Genomic DNA, 23,315 nt, shown 5'->3' with positions numbered 1-23,315 from the left:
GTCAAGGCCTTGTTCAGCCAAGCGAAGCTATTGATGGTCATCTGATCGATGGTCGGGCCGGTGGGATGACGGAAGATTTCGTGTGCACCACGTGTGCAGTGAGCGGCGTGATGTGCTAAATGGCCTTCAGTTTGCGCCAGCATAGTCGTAAATTCGGTTACGTTTGGCTACGCGCTTCTTTCCAAATTGCTCAGTCGTTCCAACAGGGTATTGGACGGACTGACGCATAAAAAAGATAATAAAATTAGTATGTTAGAACACAAAGTTGCCGTTGCACCTATGATGGACTGGACGGACCGGCACTGCCGGTTCTTCCATCACCAATTGACGCGCGAGGCGCTGCTCTACACTGAGATGGTGGTGGCAGATGCGGTCATCCACGGCGCACGCGAGCGGCTGCTCGGCTTCGACGACAGCGAACATCCGGTGGCGCTGCAGCTCGGCGGCGCCGATCCGGGAAAGCTGGCCGAGGCGGCGCGCATCGGCGAAGCCTTCGGCTATGATGAAATCAACCTCAATGTCGGCTGTCCGTCCGACCGCGTCCAGTCGGGCACGTTCGGCGCCTGCCTGATGAAGACGCCGGTGCTCGTCGCGGATTGCGTCGCTGCGATGAAGGCGGCGGTGAAAATACCGGTTACCGTCAAGTGCCGCATCGGCGTCGACGAGCAGGATCCGGAACCGGCACTCGATGCCTTGGCCGACGGTGTTTTCGCGGCCGGCGCCGACGCGCTGTGGGTGCACGCCCGCAAGGCCTGGCTGGAAGGTCTGAGCCCAAAAGAAAATCGCGACGTCCCACCGCTCGACTATGGCCGCGTATATCGGCTGAAAGCCAGAAAACAAAACAAATTCATCGGCATCAATGGCGGCATTCAATCTCTTGCAGAGGCGCTGAGGCATCTCGACCATGTCGATGGCGCTATGCTCGGCCGCGCCGCCTATCACACGCCCGGGATACTGACCGGCATCGATGCCGCGTTTTACGGCGGCACGGCTGAGCCGTTCGATTTTGCCGCGCTGATCGATGCCATGGCGGATTACGCGGCACGCCATATCGAGCAGGGTGGACGCCTCGGGCATGTCACCCGGCACATGGTCGGGCTGTTTCACGGCCTGCCCGGTGCACGCCGCTATCGGCAGATCCTTTCCACCGAGGCGACAAAGCCGGGTGCCGGACCGCAGGTGCTCAAGGCGGCTTTCGCAGAAGTCGATTTCGGCAGGACCGCAGAGGCGGCCTGAGGAAAGAAGTTAATCCCGCAAAATCATGCGATCGCCACGGACGTCGAAGCCCGATAGCGAGCCGATGAAATTCATGCCGAGCAGGCTCTGGCCGAGCGTGCCGGGTGCGGCGATCATGATGGGCATGTCCTTGCGCATGATGCCGCCGATCGACAGCTCATCGGTTTTTACGGCGGCGGCGCGTGTCATGCCGTTGGCGGTAGAGATCGGTATGGTGAAGCGGAGAGCCGCCGAATTGAACCCGACCGCCAGTGCGTCCTCGGCGGTCAGCACGGTGCTGGTCGCGCCGGTATCGACAACCGTCAGGATCGGCGTCCCGTTGATCGTGACACGCGCTTCGAAATGGCCGTTGCCGGCCTTGTCCAGGGTGACGGTGGCATGGCCTTCGTCCACGCCCAGTGCCAGCGGACTGCCGGGAACAAAGCCGGCGGTGACGCGGCTGGCGAAATCCTGCAACTCATAGCGGTACTGATAGCCGGCGATCAGCGCCAGCACGATGGCACCCCAGGCGCCGAGGCTGCGGGCCATGGTGCCTAACGGCCTGCCCGATCTGAGCAGGCCGGCGCCGACGAGCGCCGCTAAAGCGCCAAGCCAGATCAGCTGGCTGAAATCGTAATTCTCAATGCCGAACGTGCTGCCGGCGGAATCGTTGAGCATGAGCAGGAGCACACCCGCCCCGATCGCGACGATCAGAATCCACAACAGTCGGTTCATCTCTGCGGCCGGTTCACGAGAGGGCGTCGCGTTCGCGTGCCATGCGGCTGCGACGGGTTTCCCGGCGGGGGCGTCGCTCGACCGTTTCCAGCCTTGCCGGCAGCTCGGCCATGACGCTGCGGCGGGTTTGCGGGGTCATGTCGATCCAGGCGGCGATTTCCTCGCGCGTGCGCCCGCAACCGAAACAGAAACCGGTTTTCATGTCGATCGAGCAGACCAGGATGCACGGGGATTCAATGGCCGTCATGAGGATTTCCTTGGCTAGCCTCCACATGGTGCAACGACAAAGTCAATGCAAGCCCTCCGGGGTGCGCCGCCGACAAGTGCTTTCGCGTCAATACCTCGAAGTTGTGCCGAGGTTGTGCCGGCTGGCCAAGGCGGCTATGCCGCTCACCAATTCACAGGGACGATCGCCATCGACATGACCAGCGCGCTGCCTTTCGACGATTTTCGCGAACTCCTGATGAGCCTGCCACCGGCAGATATGGCGGCCGAGGCCCACGTGCGCCAGTTGTTTGCCAAGGCAGACAAGCCCGAAGGCTCGCTCGGCCGCATCGAGGACGTCGCCGCCTGGCTCGCCGGCTGGAGCGGCCGCGCGCCGCCGGCGGTGACGCGGCCATTGGTGGCGATCTTTGCCGGCAATCATGGCGTCACCCGCCACGGCATTTCGCCGCGCCCCGCCGCCGCCACGGCAAATGCGGTCGAGCTCTGCGCCGCCGGCGGTGCAGCGATCAACCAGATCTGCATCGCCAACGATCTCGGCTTGAAGGTGTTCGATCTGGCTCTGCACATTCCAACAGCCGACATCACCGAGGACGCGGCACTGGACGAGCGCGGTTGCGCCGCCACCATGGCCTTCGGCATGGAAGCGATTGCCGGCGGCACCGACCTGCTTTGCCTTGGCGACCTCGGCGTCGGCAATTCGACTGTCGCCGCGGCTCTTTGCGCGGCGCTGTTCGGCGGCACCGGCGCCGACTGGGTCGGCCCTGGATCGGGGGCCAACGCAGCGATGCAGAGGCGCAAGGCGGAGGTGGTCGATGCCGCGATGGCGTTTCACGGCGCGAGCCTCAAGGATCCGCTGGAAGCGCTTCGCCGGGTCGGTGGACGGGAATTCGCAGCGATCTGCGGCGCCATTCTGGCGGCGCGGATGCAGAAGATCCCGGTGCTGCTCGATGGGTTTGCGGTGACCGCGGCCGCTGCCGCCCTATATGCCGCCAACCCCGCCGCGCTCGATCATTGTCTCCTCGCAAGCCTATCGCCGGAGCCGGGCCATGCCAAGGCCGCCGAGCGCCTCGGCCTTCGCGCGCTGCTCGATCTGGGCGTCAGCCAGGGCGAGGGGGTAGGGGCGGCTCTTGCCGCTGGACTGGTCAAGGCGGCCGCGCTGACCAGCTCCGGCATGGCAGCCGCGGTCCGCGGTTAAGCATTCAGCGCCGGCGCGAAGCAACCGCCTTGGTCGGCAGCGCCGGCAGTTCCTCCATCACCCGGCTCAGCGGGAAGATGGCGATCGCCTCGGTGCCTTCGCGTAGCCTGGAATGGAGCTGGAATTCGCCGCCATGCATGGCCAGCAGGCCCTGCACGATCGGCAGGCCAAGCCCGGTGCCCTGTTCGGCGCTCTTGATGGCGATCGAGCCCTGGCCGAAGGCCGAGAGTACGATCGGGATCTCGTCTTCCGGTATGCCCGGCCCATTGTCCTTGACGGAGAGATATTGCCCGCCGCCCGCCGTCCAGCCGACGCGCACGCGGATTTCGCCGCCGGTGGCGGTGAACTTGATGGCATTGGACAAGAGGTTGAGCGCAATCTGCCGCACCGCGCGTTCGTCGGCGAACAGGCGCGGCAAGGCGTTTTCGAAATCCTGGACGATGCGGATGTCCTTGTTGCGCGCCTTCAGCTCCATCATGTGGCAGCAATCCTCGACGACGGAGAGCAGCATCATCGGCTCCTCATTGAGCTGGTAGCGACCCGCTTCGATGCGCGACAAGTCGAGGATTTCGTTGATCAGGTCGAGCAGATGCTGTCCGGAGTCATGCACGTCGCGGGCATAGTCGCGATAGGTCGGGTTGCTCATCGGGCCGAGCACCTCGTTGGCCATCACTTCGGAAAAGCCGAGAATGGCGTTGAGCGGCGTGCGCAGTTCGTGACTCATCGAGGCCAGGAAACGTGATTTCGCCAGATTTGCGTCTTCCGCCCGCCGCCGTGCCTCGTCCGACATCGATTTCGCCGTCTCCAGTTCGGCGATCAGCGCGTCCTTTTCGGAGCGGAACGACAGCAGCATCAGCGAGGAACGGTTGAGCTGGCGCGCCACATAGGCGAAGAAAGGCAGCGAAGCGATCAGCAAACCTGCCATGATCACCTCGACGGGCAGCCATAGTTTCGCACTGGCATAGGCATAGATGGCGACCGGGAGGGCGAAGGTCGCCAACAGCGCACCGCGCAGGGACGATGCCAGGATCGCGGTTGCCGACATGGCGAGCAGCAGCACCACCGCCTTGGCGACCTGGAACTGATCGATTTGGCAAGTTTCGCAGCCGAGCCATGCGAACCAGGCCCAGCCAAGCCCGCAAAGAAAATGGCCGATCAGGAAATCCCTATGCGTTTCCAGCGGGTTGAGCTCGGACGCCTGAGTGACGCGTCTCGCCATGAATGCAACGATGGTGTAGCAGATGAATGTGAACAGCGCCCAGACGCCGATCTCCTTGCCGACGCCCGCGAGCAAGCCTGCGGCGGCAGTTGCCAGAACGAGCAGCGGGACGACGATCACGCCGCCGGTCATCGACAGCGCGTGGAGCTTCAACAGCTCGCGGTCGAAGTCGGGATTTCCGGCTTGCTGCGAAAGACGGTCGCGCGTCTTGCGGACCGCGCGCGCGACATCGCTGTTGCGATGGCGTTTCCTGCGGTCCACAATAAACTTGTCCGCCGTGGTCGAGCGTTGCAGGGGCATGAAGTCTTCAATTTACGCGGGCAGCAATTTCAAATCGTTAAGCTACGTTCGAATGATTAACCAACGGTTTGCCATATGAGCCGTTCGTGGTCGCGATGGCCGCGCCAGCGATACTATGCGCCGCGCCCGCGAAGCCGGTGGCGCAGGCTGATGGACTATGGGCTGACGCTCATCGTGCTTGGCCTGCTGATCCTCCTGGCGGCGCGCCTCGACCGGGTGGAGACGCGCAAGGCGGAGGGCGCCGCGCTCGTCAATGACGGCGATAGCATCACCCTCGGCAGCGAGCGTGTCCGCATGCGCGGCATCGACGCGCCGGAATATTCGCAGATCTGCCGCAAGGACGGTGCCGACTATCCCTGCGGCAAGCTCGCGCGGCAGTCCCTGGTGCGGTTGATTGCCGGCAAAGCGGTTTCCTGCAGCGGCTGGCAGCGCGACCGTTACGGCAGGCTGCTCGGCGATTGCAAGGCTGGCGGCAAGGATCTCAANATTCTGCTCGGCCTGCTGATCCTGCTCGCCGCACGCCTCGACCGTTTCGAGACGCGCAAGGCGCAAGGGGCGGCGATCGTCAACGATGGCGATTCACTCACTCTTGGCACCGAACGTATCCGCATGCGCGGCATCGACGCTCCGGAATACCAGCAGATCTGCCGTAGGGATGGCGCAGACTACGCCTGCGGCAGGCTGGCGCGCCAGGCGCTGGTGCGGCTGATATCAGGCAATCCGGTGACCTGCAGCGGCTGGCAGCGCGACCGTTACGGCAGGCTGCTCGGCGATTGCAAGGCTGGCGGCAAGGATCTCAACCGCGCTCAGGTCGAGGCCGGCTGGGCGGTCGCCTTTGGCGATTTCGAGACCGAGGAAGCCGCTGCGCGCGCAGGCAAGGCCGGCATCTGGGCCGGAACTTTCGACGAGCCGAAGAACTGGCGCGAGAGCCACGGGCACGAGCTGGTCGAAAGAAAACACGGGACCTTGGCGTCGATCGGCGACGCCCTGCGGGAGATTTTTCGCTTCTGGTGAGCTGCGCCTATGATTCGTCGAGATGCACGAGAGGATAAAGATGAAGCTGTTCGACGGCGGGCGCGCGCCCAATCCACGTCGGGTTCGGATTTTCCTGGCTGAAAAGGGAGTTGAAGTTCCGCTGGTGCCGGTCGACATGGGTGCGCTGGAGCACAAAGAGCAGCCGGTCAGCTCGCGCAATCCGCTGAAGCGTCTGCCGGTGCTCGAACTCGACGATGGCACCATCATCACCGAGTCCGTCGCAATCTGCCGTTACTTCGAGGAACTGCACCCCGAGCCGGCTTTGTTCGGGCGTGGTGCGCTGGGCAAGGCAATCGTCGAGATGTGGCAAAGGCGCGTGGAGTTCAATCTGTTCGGCTGCGTCTCCGCGGCGTTCCGGCATATCCATCCCGCAATGAGGGAATGGGAGATCCCGCAAATCCCCGAATGGGGCGAGGCCAACAAGCCGAAGGCGATCGAATTCCTGAGATTTCTGGACACTGAGCTCGCCGGCAGGGAATTCGTCGCCGGCGATACCTATTCGATCGCCGACATCACCGGGCTGGTCGCCATCGACTTCATGAAGCCGGCTCGCATCAAGGTACCCGAAGAGTGCACCAACGTGCTGCGCTGGTATCGGGCAATCTCAAGCCGGCCGAGTGCCGCCGCCTGACAATGAGTTCCGAATGAGCGAAGAGTTGGAAGCCTTGGCAGCGAGGGTACGCGCCTGCCGCATCTGCGTCGATAAGCCGGCCGGCAGGCCATTGCCGCACCAGCCGCGTCCGGTGCTCAGGCCATCTTCGAGCGCCCGCATCCTGATCGCCAGCCAGGCGCCGGGTACCAAGGTCCACGTGTCAGGCATGCCGTTCACCGACGCCTCCGGCGACCGGCTGCGAAGCTGGCTCGGCGTCGGCAGCGAGGAATTCTATGACACGGACAAGTTTGCCATTGTGCCGATGGGCTTTTGCTTTCCGGGTCAGGACGCCAAGGGCGCCGACCTGCCGCCGCGCCGCGAATGTGCGCCGGCCTGGCGCGTATCGCTGATGGCGCTGATGCCGCAAGTCGATCTGGTGCTGACGATCGGCATCTACGCGCAAAGCTGGCATATGGGCGCGGCGCGCCGTCCCTCGCTGACAGAAACAGTCTTGGACTGGCGCGCCATCTGGGCGGCACCGACTGACCCGAAAGTCCTGCCGCTGCCGCACCCGTCCTGGCGCAACACCGGCTGGCTGAAGCGCAATCCATGGTTTGAAATGGATTTGCTGCCATTTCTAAGATCGGAAATCCGCTATCGCATCGGCTAGGCATTCAGCAAGAAATCACTCGCTTTCGCGCTATCCGACAGAATTTCTTTCTTGTAAAAGGCCATGACAAGAGGGAATATGGTAATCTATTCCGCGAAGCGCGCAGCGCATGAGGGGACGCGCTTTAAATTCTTGTTTTTATGCATATCGTTGTGCCAAAGCCGCTGCGCACTTTGGACGACTTGCATCAGGGGGAGCACCCAATGGACCGCCTCGATAGAAAAATCCTCCGCCTCCTGCAGGAGGATGCGACGCTTGCGGTCGCCGACGTCGCCAAGAAGGTCGGCCTGTCGACGACGCCGTGCTGGCGGCGCATCCAGAAGCTCGAGGAAGAGGGCGTCATCAAGCGGCGCGTCGCCATCCTCGACCATGAAAAGGTCAATGTGCGGGTCACGGTGTTTGTGTCGATCCGCACCAATTCGCACAGCCATGAATGGCTGCGGCGCTTTTCGGAGGTCATCCAGGAATTTCCCGAAGTGGTCGAATTCTACCGCATGAGCGGCGATGTCGACTATCTCTTGCGCGTCGTGGTGCCCGACATCGCCGCCTACGACGCCTTCTACAAGCGGCTGATCGCCAAGATCGAGATCCGCGACGTGTCGTCTTCCTTCGCCATGGAGCAGATCAAATACACCACCGAGATGCCGCTGGATTACATGGTGCTCGACAAGGAGTCCGGCGCCAACGCCGCTTGACATTCTTCTGCTTAGTTCTTCTTTTTGTTGAGGAAAGTCCAGGGCGAGTTGACCGGCAGCGTGATCGTGTCCGGCACGGTGTCGACGTTGACCACCTCGGCCTTGCGCACAGTGTAGCCCGACTGGATGACACTGACGCCGTCAAGGATGAAAAGCTGGCTCTTCTCCATGCCTGGCTCTAGTGCGCCAGTTATCGAAACCGGCTGGTAGGCCTCGGACATCCGGTAGGGTTGCGCAGGCGTAACGAGGACGATCTGGTTGGGCGGCGGCGTCGGCATATGGCTGCAGGCCCCTGTCCAGGGCACCAGCAGGAATTGATAGACGAGATCACCGTCGCGATCGACCGGCAGTGCGTAGCCCGCGAGCTGCACGGTCTGGTCCTGCAAATCGTGAGAGAGCGTTTCGCCATGATCCGGCATTTTGGCCGCGATCATTGGCAGTCCGACGCTTTCGGCGGCTGCCTGGGTCGCTGGGCGCAGATCCTTCCAGAAAATGTGCATGGTCCCAGCGGAAGCGCTTGCCGCGATGGCGGACGCCAACAAGGCAGTCGCCAAGACCGCGCCTGATTTAAAACGGTTGCTCATCGCTGCTCCGCTGTTGAGCCTTGATCTGCGGACATCAAGTAAAGCTGCCGCTGTCCACTGGTCAACGCTCAAGCCGCATCACATGCCGGCGCGAGCCGGCTATGCCAATCTCGCGAAAGCCACGGGCGACGAACATGCCGCGAAACCCCATGAAGCTGTAGCTCGGCGAAGCATCGTCGACCGGATAGGCTTCGATCATCCTGGCGCCTTTGGCAACGGCGTGATCGATGGCCGCGTCGAGCAATGCGCTTGCCAGCCCGCCACCGCGCAGCGCTCTCGGTACATAGAAGCAGACGATCGACCAGATGCCCATCTCGCTATCGTCCTGCTGCCGCGACAGCCTGCGGTAGGTCTCGCGCGGCGCGACCGAGCACCAGCCGACGGTCCGGCCATCGATCTGGGCGACAATGCCGACCGGCGTGCCAGCCTCGATCAGCGCCATCATCGCGCGTTTCTTCTCGTCGTTCTCGACATGCTCGCGGCGGTCGAGGTTGCGCCAGGCCATGCACCAGCAATATTTCGGCCCGCCGGGTTGCTCGAACAGGTTTTCGAAATCAGCGCGCGTCGATTGCGTCACCTGGGTGAAGCGCACTTTGCTCAGGTCAAGCTTTTCTGGCGGCGAGCCGTTCGAGCGTCTTGGCATCGGAAAGTTCCTTCACGGCGTCCTTGCCGATCCAGCGCGCAGTCCTGTCTGTCGAGGCCGCTAGTTTTTGCGCCAGGGCAAGGGCAGGGCCGTGCAAATTCATCGATCGTTTGCCGATCGAACGAAGCGCCCAGTTCACCGCCTTCTTCACAAAATTGCGGCCGTCGGTCGCATGCGCTTCGATGATCGACAGGAATTCGAGGAAGGTCGCCTCGGGTTCCTTCTTCCGGTGGACCACCGACCAAGCCATCATCGCAAACGCCGTGCGCCGAACGAATTCCCGTTCGTCGACCGCGAATTCGGCGATCAGTTCCCTCCAGCAATCCGTATCGACAAAGAGATCGGAGACCCCGTCGACGATATCCCACGAGTCGAAAGTCGCCGCCCATCGTCTTGCATCCGCGGCGGAGAACCGCTCTGGATCGGCGGTCACGGAGGCGATGAACTGCGCCTCCATGATGCCTGTCTGCCAAAGCTCGAAGGCACGGTCATGGTTGCGCTTGATCTTCTTGGCAATCTGCCGCTGCACGCCATGCGAGATACCGAGCGCACGTTCGATCTTGATGCCGTAGCGCAGCATGCCAAGGCGATTTTCCTCCGAGGCGATCGAGCGCAGATGAGCGACGATTTCGTCGGCGCTGGATTGAGGCGAAAGCTCGGCCACGGTGAAATCCTATTTCTCCAGCCGCGCCAGCAGCGAGGACGTGTCCCAGCGCTTGCCGCCCATCGCCTGCACGTCCTTGTAAAACTGGTCGACAAGTGCCGTCACCGGCAGTTTGGCGCCGTTGCGGTCGGCCTCGGCGAGGCAGATGCCAAGATCCTTGCGCATCCAGTCGACGGCGAAGCCGAAATCATATTTGCCGGCATTCATCGTCTTGTGGCGGTTCTCCATCTGCCAGGAACCGGCCGCGCCCTTGGAAATCACCTCGATCACCTTTTCGATGTCGAGCCCGGCCTGCTTGCCGAAATGGATACCTTCGGCCAGTCCCTGAACGAGGCCGGCAATGCAGATCTGGTTGATCATCTTGGTGAGCTGGCCAGCCCCTGCCGGTCCCATCAACCCGACCATGCGGGCATAAGCATCTATGACCGGCTTGGCCCTGTCGAAGGCGTCTGGCTCGCCGCCGACCATCACGGTCAGCACGCCGTTCTCAGCGCCTGCCTGACCGCCGGAGACCGGAGCGTCGAGGGACGAAAACCCGAGCGCTTGCGCCTGCTGCGCCAGTTCGCGCGCGACCTCGGCCGATGCCGTGGTGTTGTCGACGAAGATGGCGCCCTTCTTCACTGAATTGAAGGCGCCTCCGGCGCCGGTCGTCACCGAGCGCAGATCGTCGTCATTGCCGACGCAGGAAAAAACGAAGTCCTTGCCCTCGGCCGCCTCTGCCGGCGTCACGGCGAAGCTGCCGCCATGCTGGGCAACCCACTGCTCGGCCTTGGCCCTGGTGCGGTTGTAGACAGTGACGTCGTGACCGCCCTTGTTCTTGAGATGCCCGGCCATCGGATAACCCATGACGCCAAGACCGAGAAATGCCACCGAAGCCATGTTTTCGAATCCCTTAGAAACCTGCTTTGCGGCCTTCTTATCGGATCAGGCAAGGGGATGGGAGTCAGCGGTGCAGATGGATGGTGATACGCCGTTCGATCCACTCGACGCCGTGGCGCAATGTTTCGACGATGACCAGATAGATGATCGCCGCCCAGATATACGACTGAAAGTCGAAGGTGCGCGCATAAGTGAGCCGGGTGATGCCCATCAAATCGTAGACCGTGATGATGGCGACGATTGCCGAGCCCTTGATCATCAGGATGATCTCGTTGCCATAAGGGCGCAGCGCCACAATCAGCGCCTGCGGCAGGATGATTTTCCACATCGTCTGCAGTTTGTGCAGGCCGAGCGAGGCGGCACCTTCCCATTGGCCCCTTGGCACGCTCTCGATCGCCCCACGCAAAATCTCGGCCTGGTAGGCGGCCGTATTCAGCGAAAAGGCGAAGATCGCGCAGTTGAACGCTTCGCGGAAGAAGCCCCACAGGCCGACCATCTCGAGCTCCGGTCGGAAGGAGCCGACCCCGTAGTAGACCAGGAAGGTCTGCGCCAACAGCGGCGTGCCGCGAAAGAAATAGACATAGGCATAGGCGAACCCCGAAAGGATCGGATTGTTCGACATACGTGCATAGGCGATCGGCACCGACAGGATCGCACCAAGCACAATCGAGATGGCAACCAGCAGCAGGGTGATGCCAAGGCCGGATATGTAGCCGGGTGCATATTTCTGGAAGAACTCCGGGTTCCACGCAGTGACTAGGTAGACGACCACGCCAATGCCGAGAGCGATCCACAGGCCGACCAGGACATGGCCGAGGATGCGTTGGCGCGACCAGCCGCGTGCGGGCGGCGGCGGCCGGTCAACCTTCAGCGTGTCGGTGGCCAGGCTCATCTCTTGACCTCGCTGCCGCCAACCGCTCGTTCGATCGCATTGATGCCGAAGGAGGAGACGATCGCTAGCAGGAGATAGATCAGGCCGGCAAAACCGTAAAACAGGAAGGCGTGCTTGGTGACGCGAGCGGCAACCCCGCTCTGCCGGAGGATCTCGTTGAGGCCGACGGCCGAGACGAGCGCGGTGTCCTTGAGCAGGATCAGCCAAAGATTGGCAAGTCCGGGCAATGCGATGCGGATTAACTGCGGCAGTACGATCAGCCGCATCGTCTGGCCGCTGGACAGGCCAATCGAATAGCCTCCCTCATATTGCCCTTTTGGAATCGCGCGGAAGGCGGATAAAAACACCTCGCTGGAATAAGAGGAGAAGATGAAGCACAGCGCGATCATCCCGGCGACGAAGCTGTTGACGTCGGCCGATGTCCCGGGGCTCACCAGCCGGACAATGTATTGCAGGATTAATGGGATGCCGAAGAAGATCAGAAACAGCGTGAGCAGCTCGGGTATTCCGCGAAAGATCGTGGTGTAGATGTTCCCGGCCAGTCTCAGCGACGGCTCTTCCGACTGTTTGGCCAGCGCCACGAAAAAGCCGAGCGTCAGCCCGAAGGGCAGCGTGGCCAGCGCAAGACATACTGTGACAAACACACCCGCGGCGATGTCGTCGAGCCAGCCTTCGGGTCCCCAACTGAGAAGCGTCAGTGCGCTCTGCATCCGCCTGCCTGTTCTCCTTAAGGCTCGTTGAGACCCGTACCGCATCACCCCTCGTGCGCGGCATCCTTATAAGAACGGCGGGAATCTCCCGCCGTTCACGTTGTCCTATGTCGGTCGATCAGGACTCGCCGCCGTAAACGTCATATTTGAAGTATTTGTCGTTGATTTCCTTGTACTTTCCGTTTGCGCGGATCGCGTCGATCGCCGCATTGAACTGGTTGACCAGGTCGGTCTCGCCTTTGCGCACGGCAATGCCGGCGCCCGGACCGTGGATTTCGATGACGGGCTTGATTGTGCCGACCAGCTTGCAGCAGGCGCCGTCCGGCGAATCCAGCCATTGCTGCAGCACGACGATGTCGTCATTGGCGGCATCGAGCCGGCCATTGGCCAGATCGAGCTGGTATTCCTGCGCGGTCGGATACGGCTTGACGGTGCTGTCGGTGTAAGTCTTGGTCGAATAGTTGAAATGCGTGGTGGATGCCTGCACGCCGATCGTCTTGCCGGCCAAATCTTCCTTGGTGACACCCTTGATATCAGTGTCCTTAGGCGCGGCGATTGCCGGCGGCGTATTGTAATATTTGTGGGTGAAGTCGACCTTCTCGGCGCGTTCCGGGGTGATCGACATAGACGCGACAATGGCGTCGAACTTGCCTGCCTGAAGGGCTGGAATGATGCCGTCCCAGTCCTGCGCGACAAAAGTGCACTTCACCTTCATCTCGTCGCACAGTGCCTTGGCGATATCGATATCGAAGCCCACGAGCTGGCCGTCGGCGGTGAGGTTGTTGAATGGCGGATACGCTCCTTCGGTGCCGATCCTCAAGGTTTTTTCCTGGGCCTGGGCAACGCCAAGCGTCAGCAGCGCAGCCGATGCGGCGAGCGCGATACGCAGTGCAATACGCATAATGGTCCTCTCTGTTGGTCCCGGCCGTCGTTCCCGAACGGCTCTGTGGGCGGTGCTTTTGACCGCCCGCTGGCGCGATACTCCCATTCTTTCCCAAGAAAAAGCAACTGCAAAACCGCCGCTTGAGGGAAGGTCATGTTCAGAAAACGGTGACGCTGGGTCAAACGCCTAAATGGAGAGAAAGTGGCGGGAAGCTCCCCGCGGCCGCAATCTCAGCGCGTCAGGCCGGTGGCGCGTTCGATGAAGTCGGCTATCGAATTCGTGTCGTCGAGATCGAAGACCGGCAAGTCTTCGCCGACAATGGGAAAGTCGGAGGCGACGGCGATAATGTGTGGATCGCCTGCCGAGAGCGGTGTCCGGTCCTTGGCCTCGAGCCGTCGCGTCTCGATTTTCTTGTGCGCCTCGCGCTTGTAGCCCTCGACCAGCACGATGTCGGAGGGTGCCAGCCGTGACAGGATCGCCTCCAGCGTCGGCTCGTCCTCGCCACGCAATTCGTGCATCAGCGCCCAGCGCCTGCCCGACACGATCGCCACCTCCATCGCTCCCGCCTGGCGATGGCGAAAGCTATCCGCTCCAGGTTTGTCGATGTCGAAATCATGATGGGCGTGTTTTACAGTCGACACTTTCCAGCTGCGCCGGACGAGTTCGGCTACCAGCTTTTCGGTCAATGTCGTCTTGCCGGAGTTCTTCCAGCCAGTGATGCCGAAGATACGTCTGTTCATGGCTCGATGCTCTGCAACAGATGCGCGGCCCGGGCAAGGTCGTCGGGAGTGTTGATGTTGAAGAAGGGATCGATCTCGGCCCCTCTGGATTTCAGGATGGGAAAATCCACTTCGACAAAACCGTGCCGGTCGATGAACGCCGAAACGCGCCGGTTGTCTTCCTCGACGAGAAATTGGCGCAAGGCCTGGTCGAGCCCCAGCGGCCAGAGCGCAAACGTCGGATGCCGTTTGCCGCCGGAACAGGCAACGGCGATCGAGCCCGGGCGTGCATAGGCTGCCGCGAGCAGCCGCTCGACCATATCCTTGGGCAGGAAAGGCGTATCGCCTGCAGCCGTGACCAGCGCCTGGCAAGTGGTGTCGGAAGCCCATTCGAGGCCGGTCAGGATCCCGGCAAGCGGCCCGGCATAACCCTTGACGGTGTCGGCAAGCACGGGAAGCCCCGTCGCGGCAAACCGTGCCGGATCGCCATTGGCGTTGAGCGCCAGCGGGCCGACCTGCGGGCCAAGGCGCGAAACGACACGGTCGAGCAGGGTCCAATCGCCAAGCGCAAGCAGCGTCTTGTCGCCGCCGCCCATCCGGCTCGACCGGCCGCCGGCCAGAATGATCCCTGCGATATCTCGGCCCATCGTTTGCTGCTAGACCCTATGACCAAATCAAGTTTTCAAATCAGACGGTCGTCAACGGTCGCGCCTATATGCCGTCCGGCGCCATGTCCGGTCCAGCGCTTTCGGCAGCTGTCTTTCGCCGGCCGACGATCCGTTCGCGGTAGAGCGCATAGAGGCCTGAGGCGATGATGATCGTGGCACCGACGATCATCGGCAGATCGGGGACATCGCCGAAGATCGTGAAGCCAAGCAGGATCGACCAGAGCAGGGCGGTGTAGCGGAACGGCGCGATGAAGGAGATATCGCCCACCCGCATCGCCATGATGATGAACTGGTAGCCAATGAGCACGAGCACCGCCGCCAGCGCCAGGAATGCCGTGCTTTTTCCCGTCATCGGCGTCCAACCGCCCATCGGCGAAAGCAATGCTGCGCCCAGAACGGTCATGGCAAGAGCGGTGGCGGTCGACACCAGCAATGTCGGAATTGCCTGCGGAATCCGCTTGGTGGCGAGGTCGCGCACCGCGCAGCATGCCACGCTAGCCAGTGCCAGCAGAGAAAACATGCTGAACCCTTCGAAGCCCGGCCGCACAATGATCAGCACGCCGGCAAAACCGACGGCAATGGCCAGCCAGCGCCGCCAGCCGACGCCCTCGTTGAACACAAGCGCGGCGCCCATCGTCACAGCCAGCGGCAGCGCCTGCAGCACGGCGGACACATTGGCGATCGGAAGATGTGCCAGAGCAACCAGGAACGACACCGTGGCGCCGGCCTCGCTGGCGACGCGCAGCGCAACTGTCGGCTGCAGCATCGAGCCAGGCCGGGCAAGCGCGCCGCGTTGCCACGCAAGCAGGGCAACGAAAAGCGAAGCGAAGGCGCCGCGGATCAGCATGACCTGCGCCATGTTCATCGATTCCGACGAGAATTTGGTGATTGCATCGTTGAGGGTGAAACCAATCATGGCCACCATCATGAACAACGCGCCGCGCAGATTTGGCGAAAGAGGCAAGGCGATTACCGGGTGAGTCCTGCAGCAAGCGTCTAGCAGGCACCCGCAAAACAGCAACGTCAAAGGGCTGGGCCACAGCCTTTCTGTGGCCCGTGACATCTACCTCGCAAGAGCGGCAGGCTTATTTGCGCGTCAGCACCTCGGTGCCGTTGCCTTCCTTGCCGGCAATCGTCCACAGGCCATGCAGCGAGCCGTCTTCCTGCACCTTGTAGACGACAAGGCCAACCGCCTTGCCCATGACATAGCCGGCGGAGAAGGCATCGTCGTTGCGCATGCAGATGCCGTCCGAGGACGAGCCGCCTGTCTCCCAATGGATCGTGCAGGTAGTCTCGCTGGTCAGCGTAATCGTCGCGTCGCCACCATAGGACGATCCATCGAAGTTGGTGCCGGCCACGGCATAGGTGCCGCCGATCGACTGGGCCGCCGCGGGCAGGGCCGCGAAGCTGAGCAATGCAACAGAAAGAATGAGTTTGTGCATATCGTATTCCCCCACTGGGCGAAGAACCGCTCCAGAGCAGAGGCTAGGCCCGAACGGGCTTGCGGTAAATCCGGTAACCGTTTGCGGACAAGACCTTTTCTGGGTGTGATCCCGAAATGTGCCGTTCCAAAGGATGGGTTCGGAGGGCAAATCGATCACACTGCGGCTCGAGGAAAATTTTTCGACGAGATCAAATTTGCTCGGCAAGATTCACCAAATTGGTCATTGTAGGCTTCTGATCTTGTCTGGGGAGGTGGTCCATGATGAATGCACGAGGCAATGCGGACATGCTTGGCACAGGCAGCAGGCGGCACGTTTCGTCGGCTTCCCGGTTCTCTTCTGCACTGGCGGTTATCCTCATGGCGATGGCGCCTGCCTTCGCCGAGAACGGCGCTTCGGCGTCGGCAGTCGAACGGATGTCCACGCCGGGTCACGAAGCGGATGAACTCGCTCGCCGCGTCGGGAAATGGTCCGTCGTCAACACGATCTGGCCAACGCCCGGCGCCCAGCCGATTGTGATGACCGGGCTGGTGGCCGAGCGTACGATGATCGGCCCCTTCATGCAGGAGGTGATGCGACCGGCGCCCGGGTCGAAAATCCCAGACTTCCAGCGGATAGCCTATTTGAGCTATGACCGGGTGGAGGGCCGCTGGAAGTATGTCTCGATGGATACCCGTTTCCCGGCAGGGATCATGCCCGCCTGGAGTTTTGGTGGCGAGGAGGACGGCAAGATTTCGCTGCTTTTCGAGCCGCTTGGTTTCGTCGGCTTCGGGCCTGAGGTCGAAGGGCGATTCACTGCCTCCGATTTCGTCATTTCCAGGGACGGCGACAATCACGAAGTGGCCGAGCAGCATTTCCTCCAGGCCAATGGCAGCGGCAAGAAATGGCTTGCCGTACGATACGACTACACGCGTCAACCGTGACTCGTTAGCAAAAACAACGGGTTGCGAATATGTTCCGAGGTCGCCGGATGCTCACGGTCCCCTGAGGCTGCCGGCGATCGCTCCGATAAGCGGGTCGTATTTCGATTTCAAGGCTGGCGGATAGTCGATCCAGACCGTACGGATGACACCGTCTTTTCCGAACAGGCGGCGTTCATAGAAGATGTTCTCGCCTTTGATGCCCGACAGCACCGCCCAGTCCTTGCCGGTCTTGCTGTAGGTAATCTTGTAGCCAGGTTCCTTGCTGCCCCTCTGGGCGGAGACGAAGGCTGTCGGAGTTTCATCATCGATATTGAGGATGCCTGAACAGATCAGGCTGGCGCCATCAGCGGTGAGCCATTGTTGTCCATCGCCATTGTCCGGCTCAGGCTGGCGAAGAGTGAAGATCTCATCCGGAAAGGTGCAGACGGTACCGAAGCGCTCGTTCGTATAGGTGAGTGGCGCGGCAACTGCCATGGTCCCCGCCATCACTCCGAAAAACGTCGGGATTGCAAAAAGCCGCTGCATGAGCCTTGCCTCGAAGCCGATGCCAAGGCGATTATTCTTGCACGAAATCGGTGAAAAATCAGCCGCCGGTGACGCTCATATGCCGCGACACCGATGGGCGGTTGGTGCGGCGATCAATGATGAAGTCGTGGCCTTTCGGCTTGCGGCCGATTGCTTCGTCGATGGCGTCGGCGACCAGCTCGTTGCCTTCGGACGCACGCAGTGGTGCGCGCAGGTCGGCTGCATCTTCCTGGCCGAGGCACATGTAAAGCGTGCCGGTGCAGGTCAGCCGGACCCGGTTGCAGCTTTCGCAGAAATTATGCGTCATCGGCGTGATGAAGCCGAGCCGCCCGCCGGTCTCGGCGACGTGGACATAGCGGGCCGGGCCACCGGTCTTATAGGGAATATCGCTCAGCGTGAACTGGCGCTCGAGTGCTGCGCGCAGCAGCGACAGCGGCAAATACTGGTCGGTGCGGTCGGCGTCGATCTCGCCCATCGGCATTGTTTCGATGACCGTCAGATCCATGCCGCGGCCATGCGCCCAGCGCAGCATTTCCGGCAATTCGGCATCATTGAAGTCCTTCAAGGTCACCGCATTGAGTTTTACCTTCAGCCCCGCCGCCTGCGCCGCGTCGATGCCGTCCATGACCTTATCCAGATTGCCCCAGCGGGTGATCTGGCGGAATTTGTCGGCATCGAGGGTGTCGAGCGAGACGTTGATGCGTTTGACGCCGCAGTCGGCGAGCTCGGTGGCAAAGCGTGAAAGCTGCGATCCGTTGGTGGTCAGCGTCAGCTCTTCCAGCGCACCGCTCTCGAGATGCCGCGAAAGCTGGCGCACCAGATGCATGATGTTCTTGCGCACCAGCGGCTCACCGCCGGTGAGGCGGAGCTTGCGCACGCCCTTTTCGATGAAGACCGTGCAAAGCCGGTCGAGCTCTTCCAGCGACAGCAGGTCCTTCTTGGGCAGGAACGTCATGTCCTCGGCCATGCAATAGGTGCAGCGGAAATCGCAGCGGTCGGTGACCGACACGCGCAGGTAGGTGATCGTGCGACCGAAAGGATCGATCATATCCATGCTTATGCGCTTCCCGTGGCCGTGAACGGCTTCGTTATATATGGCTATGTGATGCGAGCCAACTTGCCATTCAAGATAGAAGCTCGCGATCTGCGGTAACATCCCGACGCCGACAGATCATGTCGGAAGTTCTGAAACGGCCTTTTCCCTCAACGCGAAGCGGCGTAGGGAAGGCTGTCTTCCGCAGGATCCACCAGCATGACAGCGCCAAAGGAACTCAGGGTCTCGAAGGACCGCAAGCTGCTTTCCGTCACCTTTCCGGGCCATCAGCCGTTCGAATTGCCAGCCGAGCTGCTGCGCGTCGCCTCGCCGTCGGCCGAGGTGCAGGGCCATTCGCCCGAACAGCGCGTCACCGTTCCCGGCAAGCGCAATGTAGCGATCCTTAAGATCGAGCCGGTCGGCAATTATGCCGTGCGCATCACCTTCGACGATTTCCACGACACCGGCATCTTCACCTGGAATTACCTGCATACGCTGGGTCATGAGAAGGATGCACGCTGGGCCGCCTATCTCGCCGAGCTGGAAGAGAAGGGGCTGAGCCGCGACCGCTGACTGATTTCGCGGGACGCTTCGGTCAACGCAGCATCGCCAGTATCTCGCTGGTGTCGTGATAAAACGGCGTGCCTTCGATCAGCCGGTCATCCTTGAAGCGCAAGACTTCGGCAAACGGCTGCTTGATGGTTGCACCATTGGCCCGCGATGTCCGCGAAAGCGTGCAGCTCATGAACACCATGTCATCGTTTTGGGCGACCCGGAGGTCCTCCACCGCCACGTCGCTCCAGATTTCCCGCATCTTGCGGAAAAGGGCGCCAACGCCGTCGAGGCCGTTCCAGTCACCGGCATAGGGCAGGGAGCGAGGCTCATGCACGACAATCTCGACATGAAATGCGCTGGCAAGCGTATCGAGGCTCTCCGAGCCTGATTGTAGGAAACGCATTTCAACATTGAACATGTTTTCAATAAGTTCCATGGCGGTGCGTCGCCGGCCGAGCGGTTTCTCCATTTTTTGACCTCCGTTTCTGTCAGCACGAAAGCGGTTTGCGCTTGTTCGCGGTCCCTCGACACCCGTTTCCTGATGACCGACAAACGGGCATCGTGTCGTGAAAATGTCATGCGTCTGGAGTAGCGCCGGCAAAGGTTGGAGACGAAAACATGTCCATGATCACCAGCGTCGAACAGCTCGAAGCGCTCTATGGCCTGCCCGGCGAGGCGTCGGTGGTCAAGGAACTCGACCAGCTGATTCCTGAATACGCTGCTTTCATCGAAGCTTCGCCGTTTGCTGCGCTCGCAACCTGCGGGCCTGAAGGGCTGGACTGCTCGCCGCGCGGCGATCTCGCCGGCTTCGTCCGCATCCACGATCCGAAAACGCTGATGATGCCGGACCGGCGCGGTAACAACCGTGCCGATTCGCTAAGGAACATCCTTCGCGATCCGCGCGTCGCGCTTCTGTTCCTGGTGCCGGGTTCCGGCACGACGCTGCGCGTCAATGGACGCGCCCACATCACCACCGATCCCGCGCTCTGCGCCTCGTTCGCAGTCGAGGGCAAGCCGGCGCGCTCGGTGACGGTCGTCGAGGTCGATGCGGTCTATTTCCAGTGCGCCCGCGCCATCCACCGGTCGGATCTGTGGAATCCGGCAAGGCATGTCGACCCGAAATCGCTGCCGACCGCCGGCCAAATCCTGGAAATCACCAGCCGCAAGAACATCGACGGCGAGGTCTACGACAGGGAATGGCCGGAGCGCGCGCAAAAATCGATGTGGTGAAGAAATTTGGTGGTGAGGGAATTTGGTGGTGAAGCACTGGGCCGTCAGGCGGTCTTCAACACCTCGGCAATCTTGCGCATCTGTTCGCCGATCATGTCGCATTGTTCCGGCGTCGACTGGCTCATCGCCTTTTCGATCAGCGTCATGTGGACCTTTAGGGCCCGCATCAGCAGTGCCTCGCCTGCCTCAGTCAACGTCAGCCGCAGCACGCGCTTGTCCTTCTCGTCGCTCTCGCGGCGCAGCAGGTCGCGGGTCTCCAGCTGCGGCAAAAGCATGGTGATGTTGGAGCGACCGACCAGCAGGCGGCGAGCGAGGTCGTGCTGCGACATGCCGGGATGGCGGTAGAGGTTCATCAGCACGTCGAGCTGCGCCGGCTTCAGGTCGAGCGGCGCCAGCTTCACCGCCAAGGTGCGTTCCACCACGTGGCAGGCGCGCGCCACCGCAACCCAGTTGCGAAAACGCGGGTTGTCCCAGGGCAGGTCTTGCTTAATGTTCATGTTTGAACTATTATGTTCATGCTTGAACCAATGGATGGATCGCCACTATGGCATCATTTGGACTGAAGGTCATCCGCGGCACGTTCGGCGTGGCCGAGCATGTGGCGCCGCGACTCACCGGGCGCGCTGCATTCGAGCTGTTCTGCCGCACGCCGCACGAAAAGAGCTTGAGCCATGGTGAGCGCCGCGCAATCGATCGCGCCGCCGATTTCATGACCGAAGCGCGCCATCACCGGCTAAAGACCAGAACCGGCTGCGTCATGGTGCATGAATTCCGGCCCGAGCCGGGCAGGGCGGCTGCAGGCACCGTGCTCGTCATCCATGGCTGGCGTTCGCGTACCGAATACATGCGCACATTGATCGAAGCCTATCGCGATGCCGGCTACAAGGTGGTCTCGCTCGATTTGCCGGGCCACGGCCAGTCGCAGGGCCGCCGGCTGACCCTTGTCAGTGCCGTCGATGCAGCACGGGTTGCCGGCGAATGGTTCGGCCCATTTGCCGCCATCGCCGGCCATTCCTTTGGTGGTGCCGTCGCCGCCAATGCCGTCGCCGGTTCAATCAGACATATCCCGCCGTTGACGGCCGGGCGGCTGGTGCTAATCGCTGCGCCGAGCTCGCTTCCTGCGATCTTTGCCGATTTCAGCCGCATGCTGAATGTCGGCTCGCGCTCGCAGATCGCCATGGCCGACCGGGTCGAGCGCATCGCCGGCCGGCCGCTGCACGAATTCACCGGTGACCGCCAACTGGCAAGCGCGCCGCTGCCGACGCTGGTGATCCACGCGCCGGACGACCGCGAAGTGTCCGCCGATCATGCAAGGCTCTACGCGCGTGCCGGCGACCATGTGCGGCTGTACTGGGCCGACGGGCTCGGCCACCGCCGCATTCTCGCGGACAAGGGTGTGGTGGAGCGCGCCGTTGGCTTCGTTGCCGGCAGGCTGGAGCCGTCTCTGCAGTGACCTGAATGTCTGTTCTTGTCTGCCGGGTTCGACCGTCACGCCGCCCCGGTGCTGGCCATCGCTATCCAAGCCGCCATTGCCCCGGCCACCGTCTCCAGAAGAGCCGAGCGCGACGCGCCGTCGCGCGCCTGGATCGACATGCCGTGCTGTACGGTCGCATAGAAGGTCGCGGCCGTACCGCAGTCGAAATCGGCCGGCAACTCCCCCTCGGCCACGCCACGCTCGAGGCGTCTCAGCAAGGCTTCGCGGTTTTCGGCACGGCGACGGCGCAGATCATCGCAGATGGCGCCGCGGCTCGAGTCCTGGTGCAATGCGCCGAGCGCGATAAGGCAGCCTTGCGGACGGCCGGTCTGCGAATAGGCCCTGGCCGTCTGGCGCAGGAATCGCTCGACCGCCTGGCGTGCGGTCGGCGCCTTTTCCAGCGCAGACCAGATATCGGTGCCTTCCACCTGCGTGTAAAGCTCGGTCGCCTCGAGGAACAGCGCTTCCTTGCTGCCAAAGGCTGCGTAGAGGCTGGGTGAGTTGATGCCCATTGCAGCGGTCAGGTCGCTTATCGACGCGCCCTCATAACCCTTGGCCCAAAACACTTCCATTGCCCGCCGCAAGGCGGCGGTTCGATCGAAGGTGCGGGGGCGGCCTCGTTCCGGCATGGTGTGCTTTCTGTGTTGATCGATACATAATTCAGTTGACGTGGTTCAGCAAGGCTGGCAGGTATTTATGTATCAATCACTACAAAATGGAGAAGCAAATGTCATCCAGGAGCTTGAACGGCAAGGCCGCCTTCGTCACCGGCGGCAGCCGCGGCATTGGTGCGGCGATCGCACGAAGGCTCGCGGCCGACGGCGCGGGCGTGGCGATCACCTATGTGAATGGCGAGGAACGGGCGCGTACGGTGGTCGGGGAAATCGAGGCGGCCGGCGGTCGGGCCTTCGCCATCAAGGCCGACAATCGCGATGCTGCCGCGATCGAGGCGGCAGTCAATGAGGCGGTAAGAGCCTTCGGACGGCTCGACATCCTCGTCAACAGCGCCGGCATCTGGCGCGCTGCGCCGATCGATGCCCTGTCGCTTGCCGACTTCGATGAGACGATGGAGGTCAACCTCAGAGCCCCGTTCGTCGCGGCCAAGGCAGCAGCGGCGCATATGGGCGAGGGTGGCCGGATCATCTCGATCGGCAGCAACCTGGCCGAGCGTGCCACCGATGCCGGCCTGAGCGCCTATTCGGCCAGCAAGGCTGCCTTGGTTGGCCTGACCAAGGCCTTTGCACGCGATCTCGGTCCGCGCGGCATCACCGCCAATGTCGTCCATCCGGGGTCGACGGATACCGACATGAATCCAGCAGGCGGCCCGCACGCCGAGCATCAGCGCCAGAAGATGGCGACGCCTCGCTTCGGCACGGCCGACGAGATCGCCGGCATGGTCGCCTGGCTTGCCGGCCCCGAAGGGCGCTTCGTGACAGGCGCAGCATTGACCATCGACGGCGGCGCCAACGCCTGAGGCTTGGCTCACGGGCGCAACCATTTGGTCGGGAGCGACGGCGGATTCGCTCCACCCGTCACGATGTTGTGAAACCGTTCTGCAACAGACGTTCCGAAATTTATGGAAGCTTAACGAAATCAGTATGAATCAGTAT

The 23,315-nt window shown here is 62.0% G+C and carries 28 protein-coding genes and 3 pseudogenes; 12 read left to right on the top strand and 19 right to left on the bottom strand.

What is annotated here, in order from left to right:
• The first annotated feature begins 243 nt into the window (after nt 1-243).
• Nucleotides 244-1,236, top strand: coding sequence for a tRNA dihydrouridine(20/20a) synthase DusA (gene dusA, locus X760_RS46865; protein ID WP_280940410.1), 993 nt, complete (start codon nt 244-246; stop codon nt 1,234-1,236).
• A gap of 9 nt (nt 1,237-1,245) precedes the next feature.
• Here the strand turns inward: dusA and X760_RS46860 are convergent, their stop codons facing one another.
• Both X760_RS46860 and X760_RS46855 read right to left on the bottom strand, forming a co-directional pair.
• Nucleotides 1,246-1,950 carry a TIGR02281 family clan AA aspartic protease gene (locus tag X760_RS46860; RefSeq protein ID WP_023717649.1) on the bottom strand — a complete coding sequence of 235 codons (705 nt, stop codon included), beginning with the start codon at nt 1,948-1,950 and terminating at the stop codon, nt 1,246-1,248.
• Nucleotides 1,951-1,963: 13 nt separating this feature from the next.
• Nucleotides 1,964-2,197 carry a DUF1289 domain-containing protein gene (locus tag X760_RS46855; RefSeq protein WP_031193575.1) on the bottom strand — a complete coding sequence of 78 codons (234 nt, stop codon included), beginning with the start codon at nt 2,195-2,197 and terminating at the stop codon, nt 1,964-1,966.
• Between the two features lie 174 nt (nt 2,198-2,371).
• Here X760_RS46855 and X760_RS46850 point away from each other — a divergent pair, with 174 nt between their 5' ends.
• Entirely contained in the window at nt 2,372-3,370 is a 999-nt protein-coding gene (locus X760_RS46850; protein WP_023717648.1) for a nicotinate-nucleotide--dimethylbenzimidazole phosphoribosyltransferase, read from the top strand.
• A gap of 4 nt (nt 3,371-3,374) precedes the next feature.
• Here the strand turns inward: X760_RS46850 and X760_RS46845 are convergent, their stop codons facing one another.
• Nucleotides 3,375-4,889 (bottom strand): HAMP domain-containing sensor histidine kinase, encoded by a 1,515-nt coding sequence (locus X760_RS46845; protein WP_023717647.1) that lies wholly within the window; start codon nt 4,887-4,889, stop codon nt 3,375-3,377.
• A gap of 75 nt (nt 4,890-4,964) precedes the next feature.
• Between X760_RS46845 and X760_RS79050 the strand changes: the two are divergent.
• The 5 genes and pseudogenes from X760_RS79050 to X760_RS46825 all read left to right on the top strand — a co-directional run.
• A pseudogene (locus X760_RS79050) lies at nt 4,965-5,372 on the top strand (thermonuclease family protein); the annotation flags it as partial.
• 3 nt (nt 5,373-5,375) lie between these two features.
• A pseudogene (locus X760_RS79045) lies at nt 5,376-5,903 on the top strand (thermonuclease family protein); the annotation flags it as partial.
• A 40-nt stretch (nt 5,904-5,943) separates the two neighbouring features.
• The gene (locus X760_RS46835; RefSeq protein WP_023717645.1) at nt 5,944-6,555 is read left to right on the top strand and encodes a glutathione S-transferase; all 612 of its coding nucleotides are present in this window, start codon (nt 5,944-5,946) and stop codon (nt 6,553-6,555) included.
• Nucleotides 6,495-7,186 (top strand): annotated as a pseudogene (locus tag X760_RS46830) (uracil-DNA glycosylase family protein). The gene X760_RS46835 and the pseudogene X760_RS46830 overlap by 61 nt, the downstream one beginning before the upstream one ends.
• Nucleotides 7,187-7,389: 203 nt before the next feature.
• Complete coding sequence (locus X760_RS46825) at nt 7,390-7,881, top strand: Lrp/AsnC family transcriptional regulator (protein WP_006333679.1); 492 nt, start codon at nt 7,390-7,392, stop codon at nt 7,879-7,881.
• A gap of 11 nt (nt 7,882-7,892) precedes the next feature.
• On the opposite strand, the gene X760_RS46820 is transcribed toward X760_RS46825, so the two are convergent.
• The 11 genes from X760_RS46820 to X760_RS46770 all read right to left on the bottom strand — a co-directional run bounded on the left by X760_RS46820 (nt 7,893) and on the right by X760_RS46770 (nt 15,965).
• Nucleotides 7,893-8,465 carry a DUF3299 domain-containing protein gene (locus tag X760_RS46820; RefSeq protein WP_023717643.1) on the bottom strand — a complete coding sequence of 191 codons (573 nt, stop codon included), beginning with the start codon at nt 8,463-8,465 and terminating at the stop codon, nt 7,893-7,895.
• Nucleotides 8,466-8,526: 61 nt separating this feature from the next.
• Nucleotides 8,527-9,108 carry a GNAT family N-acetyltransferase gene (locus X760_RS46815; RefSeq protein ID WP_023717642.1) on the bottom strand — a complete coding sequence of 194 codons (582 nt, stop codon included), beginning with the start codon at nt 9,106-9,108 and terminating at the stop codon, nt 8,527-8,529.
• On the bottom strand, nt 9,068-9,772 hold the full coding sequence (locus X760_RS46810) for a DNA alkylation repair protein (protein ID WP_023717641.1): 705 nt from the start codon (nt 9,770-9,772) through the stop codon (nt 9,068-9,070). Before X760_RS46810 ends, X760_RS46815 begins: the two co-directional genes overlap by 41 nt.
• Before the next feature lie 9 nt (nt 9,773-9,781).
• A complete protein-coding gene (locus X760_RS46805) occupies nt 9,782-10,651 on the bottom strand; it encodes an NAD(P)-dependent oxidoreductase (RefSeq protein WP_023717640.1) in 870 nt (289 codons plus the stop codon).
• A gap of 64 nt (nt 10,652-10,715) precedes the next feature.
• A complete protein-coding gene (locus X760_RS46800; protein WP_023717639.1) occupies nt 10,716-11,543 on the bottom strand; it encodes an ABC transporter permease in 828 nt (275 codons plus the stop codon).
• Entirely contained in the window at nt 11,540-12,253 is a 714-nt protein-coding gene (locus X760_RS46795) for an ABC transporter permease (protein ID WP_023717638.1), read from the bottom strand. Before X760_RS46795 ends, X760_RS46800 begins: the two co-directional genes overlap by 4 nt.
• A 118-nt stretch (nt 12,254-12,371) precedes the next feature.
• Nucleotides 12,372-13,154: an ABC transporter substrate-binding protein gene (locus tag X760_RS46790; protein WP_023717637.1), complete on the bottom strand. Its 783-nt coding sequence runs from the start codon at nt 13,152-13,154 to the stop codon at nt 12,372-12,374.
• 212 nt (nt 13,155-13,366) lie between these two features.
• Complete coding sequence (mobB, locus tag X760_RS46785; RefSeq protein WP_023717636.1) at nt 13,367-13,876, bottom strand: molybdopterin-guanine dinucleotide biosynthesis protein B; 510 nt, start codon at nt 13,874-13,876, stop codon at nt 13,367-13,369.
• A complete protein-coding gene (mobA, locus tag X760_RS46780; protein WP_023717635.1) occupies nt 13,873-14,502 on the bottom strand; it encodes a molybdenum cofactor guanylyltransferase MobA in 630 nt (209 codons plus the stop codon). Before mobA ends, mobB begins: the two co-directional genes overlap by 4 nt.
• A 64-nt stretch (nt 14,503-14,566) precedes the next feature.
• Nucleotides 14,567-15,487 carry a DMT family transporter gene (locus X760_RS46775; RefSeq protein WP_023717634.1) on the bottom strand — a complete coding sequence of 307 codons (921 nt, stop codon included), beginning with the start codon at nt 15,485-15,487 and terminating at the stop codon, nt 14,567-14,569.
• A gap of 121 nt (nt 15,488-15,608) precedes the next feature.
• The gene (locus X760_RS46770) at nt 15,609-15,965 is read right to left on the bottom strand and encodes a hypothetical protein (protein WP_023717633.1); all 357 of its coding nucleotides are present in this window, start codon (nt 15,963-15,965) and stop codon (nt 15,609-15,611) included.
• Nucleotides 15,966-16,225: 260 nt separating this feature from the next.
• On the opposite strand from X760_RS46770, the gene X760_RS46765 reads away from it, so the two are divergent.
• On the top strand, nt 16,226-16,888 hold the full coding sequence (locus X760_RS46765) for a DUF1579 family protein (protein ID WP_031193573.1): 663 nt from the start codon (nt 16,226-16,228) through the stop codon (nt 16,886-16,888).
• Between the two features lie 51 nt (nt 16,889-16,939).
• On the opposite strand, the gene X760_RS46760 is transcribed toward X760_RS46765, so the two are convergent.
• Nucleotides 16,940-17,413 carry a hypothetical protein gene (locus X760_RS46760; protein ID WP_023717630.1) on the bottom strand — a complete coding sequence of 158 codons (474 nt, stop codon included), beginning with the start codon at nt 17,411-17,413 and terminating at the stop codon, nt 16,940-16,942.
• 58 nt (nt 17,414-17,471) lie between these two features.
• The gene (gene moaA / locus X760_RS46755; RefSeq protein WP_031193572.1) at nt 17,472-18,467 is read right to left on the bottom strand and encodes a GTP 3',8-cyclase MoaA; all 996 of its coding nucleotides are present in this window, start codon (nt 18,465-18,467) and stop codon (nt 17,472-17,474) included.
• A gap of 198 nt (nt 18,468-18,665) precedes the next feature.
• On the opposite strand from moaA, the gene X760_RS46750 reads away from it, so the two are divergent.
• Nucleotides 18,666-19,019 (top strand): DUF971 domain-containing protein, encoded by a 354-nt coding sequence (locus tag X760_RS46750; protein ID WP_023717628.1) that lies wholly within the window; start codon nt 18,666-18,668, stop codon nt 19,017-19,019.
• A 22-nt stretch (nt 19,020-19,041) separates the two neighbouring features.
• Here the strand turns inward: X760_RS46750 and X760_RS46745 are convergent, their stop codons facing one another.
• Nucleotides 19,042-19,470: a nuclear transport factor 2 family protein gene (locus tag X760_RS46745; RefSeq protein WP_031193571.1), complete on the bottom strand. Its 429-nt coding sequence runs from the start codon at nt 19,468-19,470 to the stop codon at nt 19,042-19,044.
• Nucleotides 19,471-19,619: 149 nt separating this feature from the next.
• Between X760_RS46745 and X760_RS46740 the strand changes: the two genes are divergently transcribed.
• Nucleotides 19,620-20,231, top strand: coding sequence for a pyridoxamine 5'-phosphate oxidase family protein (locus X760_RS46740; protein WP_023717626.1), 612 nt, complete (start codon nt 19,620-19,622; stop codon nt 20,229-20,231).
• Between the two features lie 44 nt (nt 20,232-20,275).
• On the opposite strand, the gene X760_RS46735 is transcribed toward X760_RS46740, so the two are convergent.
• Nucleotides 20,276-20,728: a MarR family transcriptional regulator gene (locus X760_RS46735; RefSeq protein ID WP_023717625.1), complete on the bottom strand. Its 453-nt coding sequence runs from the start codon at nt 20,726-20,728 to the stop codon at nt 20,276-20,278.
• Between the two features lie 47 nt (nt 20,729-20,775).
• On the opposite strand from X760_RS46735, the gene X760_RS46730 reads away from it, so the two are divergent.
• Nucleotides 20,776-21,684, top strand: coding sequence for an alpha/beta fold hydrolase (locus X760_RS46730; RefSeq protein WP_023717624.1), 909 nt, complete (start codon nt 20,776-20,778; stop codon nt 21,682-21,684).
• Nucleotides 21,685-21,719: 35 nt separating this feature from the next.
• Here the strand turns inward: X760_RS46730 and X760_RS46725 are convergent, their stop codons facing one another.
• Complete coding sequence (locus tag X760_RS46725; RefSeq protein WP_023717623.1) at nt 21,720-22,334, bottom strand: TetR/AcrR family transcriptional regulator; 615 nt, start codon at nt 22,332-22,334, stop codon at nt 21,720-21,722.
• A gap of 98 nt (nt 22,335-22,432) precedes the next feature.
• On the opposite strand from X760_RS46725, the gene X760_RS46720 reads away from it, so the two are divergent.
• Nucleotides 22,433-23,179 carry a 3-oxoacyl-ACP reductase family protein gene (locus X760_RS46720; RefSeq protein WP_023717622.1) on the top strand — a complete coding sequence of 249 codons (747 nt, stop codon included), beginning with the start codon at nt 22,433-22,435 and terminating at the stop codon, nt 23,177-23,179.
• Nucleotides 23,180-23,315 lie beyond the last annotated feature (136 nt).

It is taken from the genome of Mesorhizobium sp. LSHC420B00, assembly GCF_000503055.1.
Lineage (GTDB): Bacteria > Pseudomonadota > Alphaproteobacteria > Rhizobiales > Rhizobiaceae > Mesorhizobium.
Note: the sequence above shows the minus strand (reverse complement) of the source record. Positions and strands in the feature narration are given on the sequence as shown.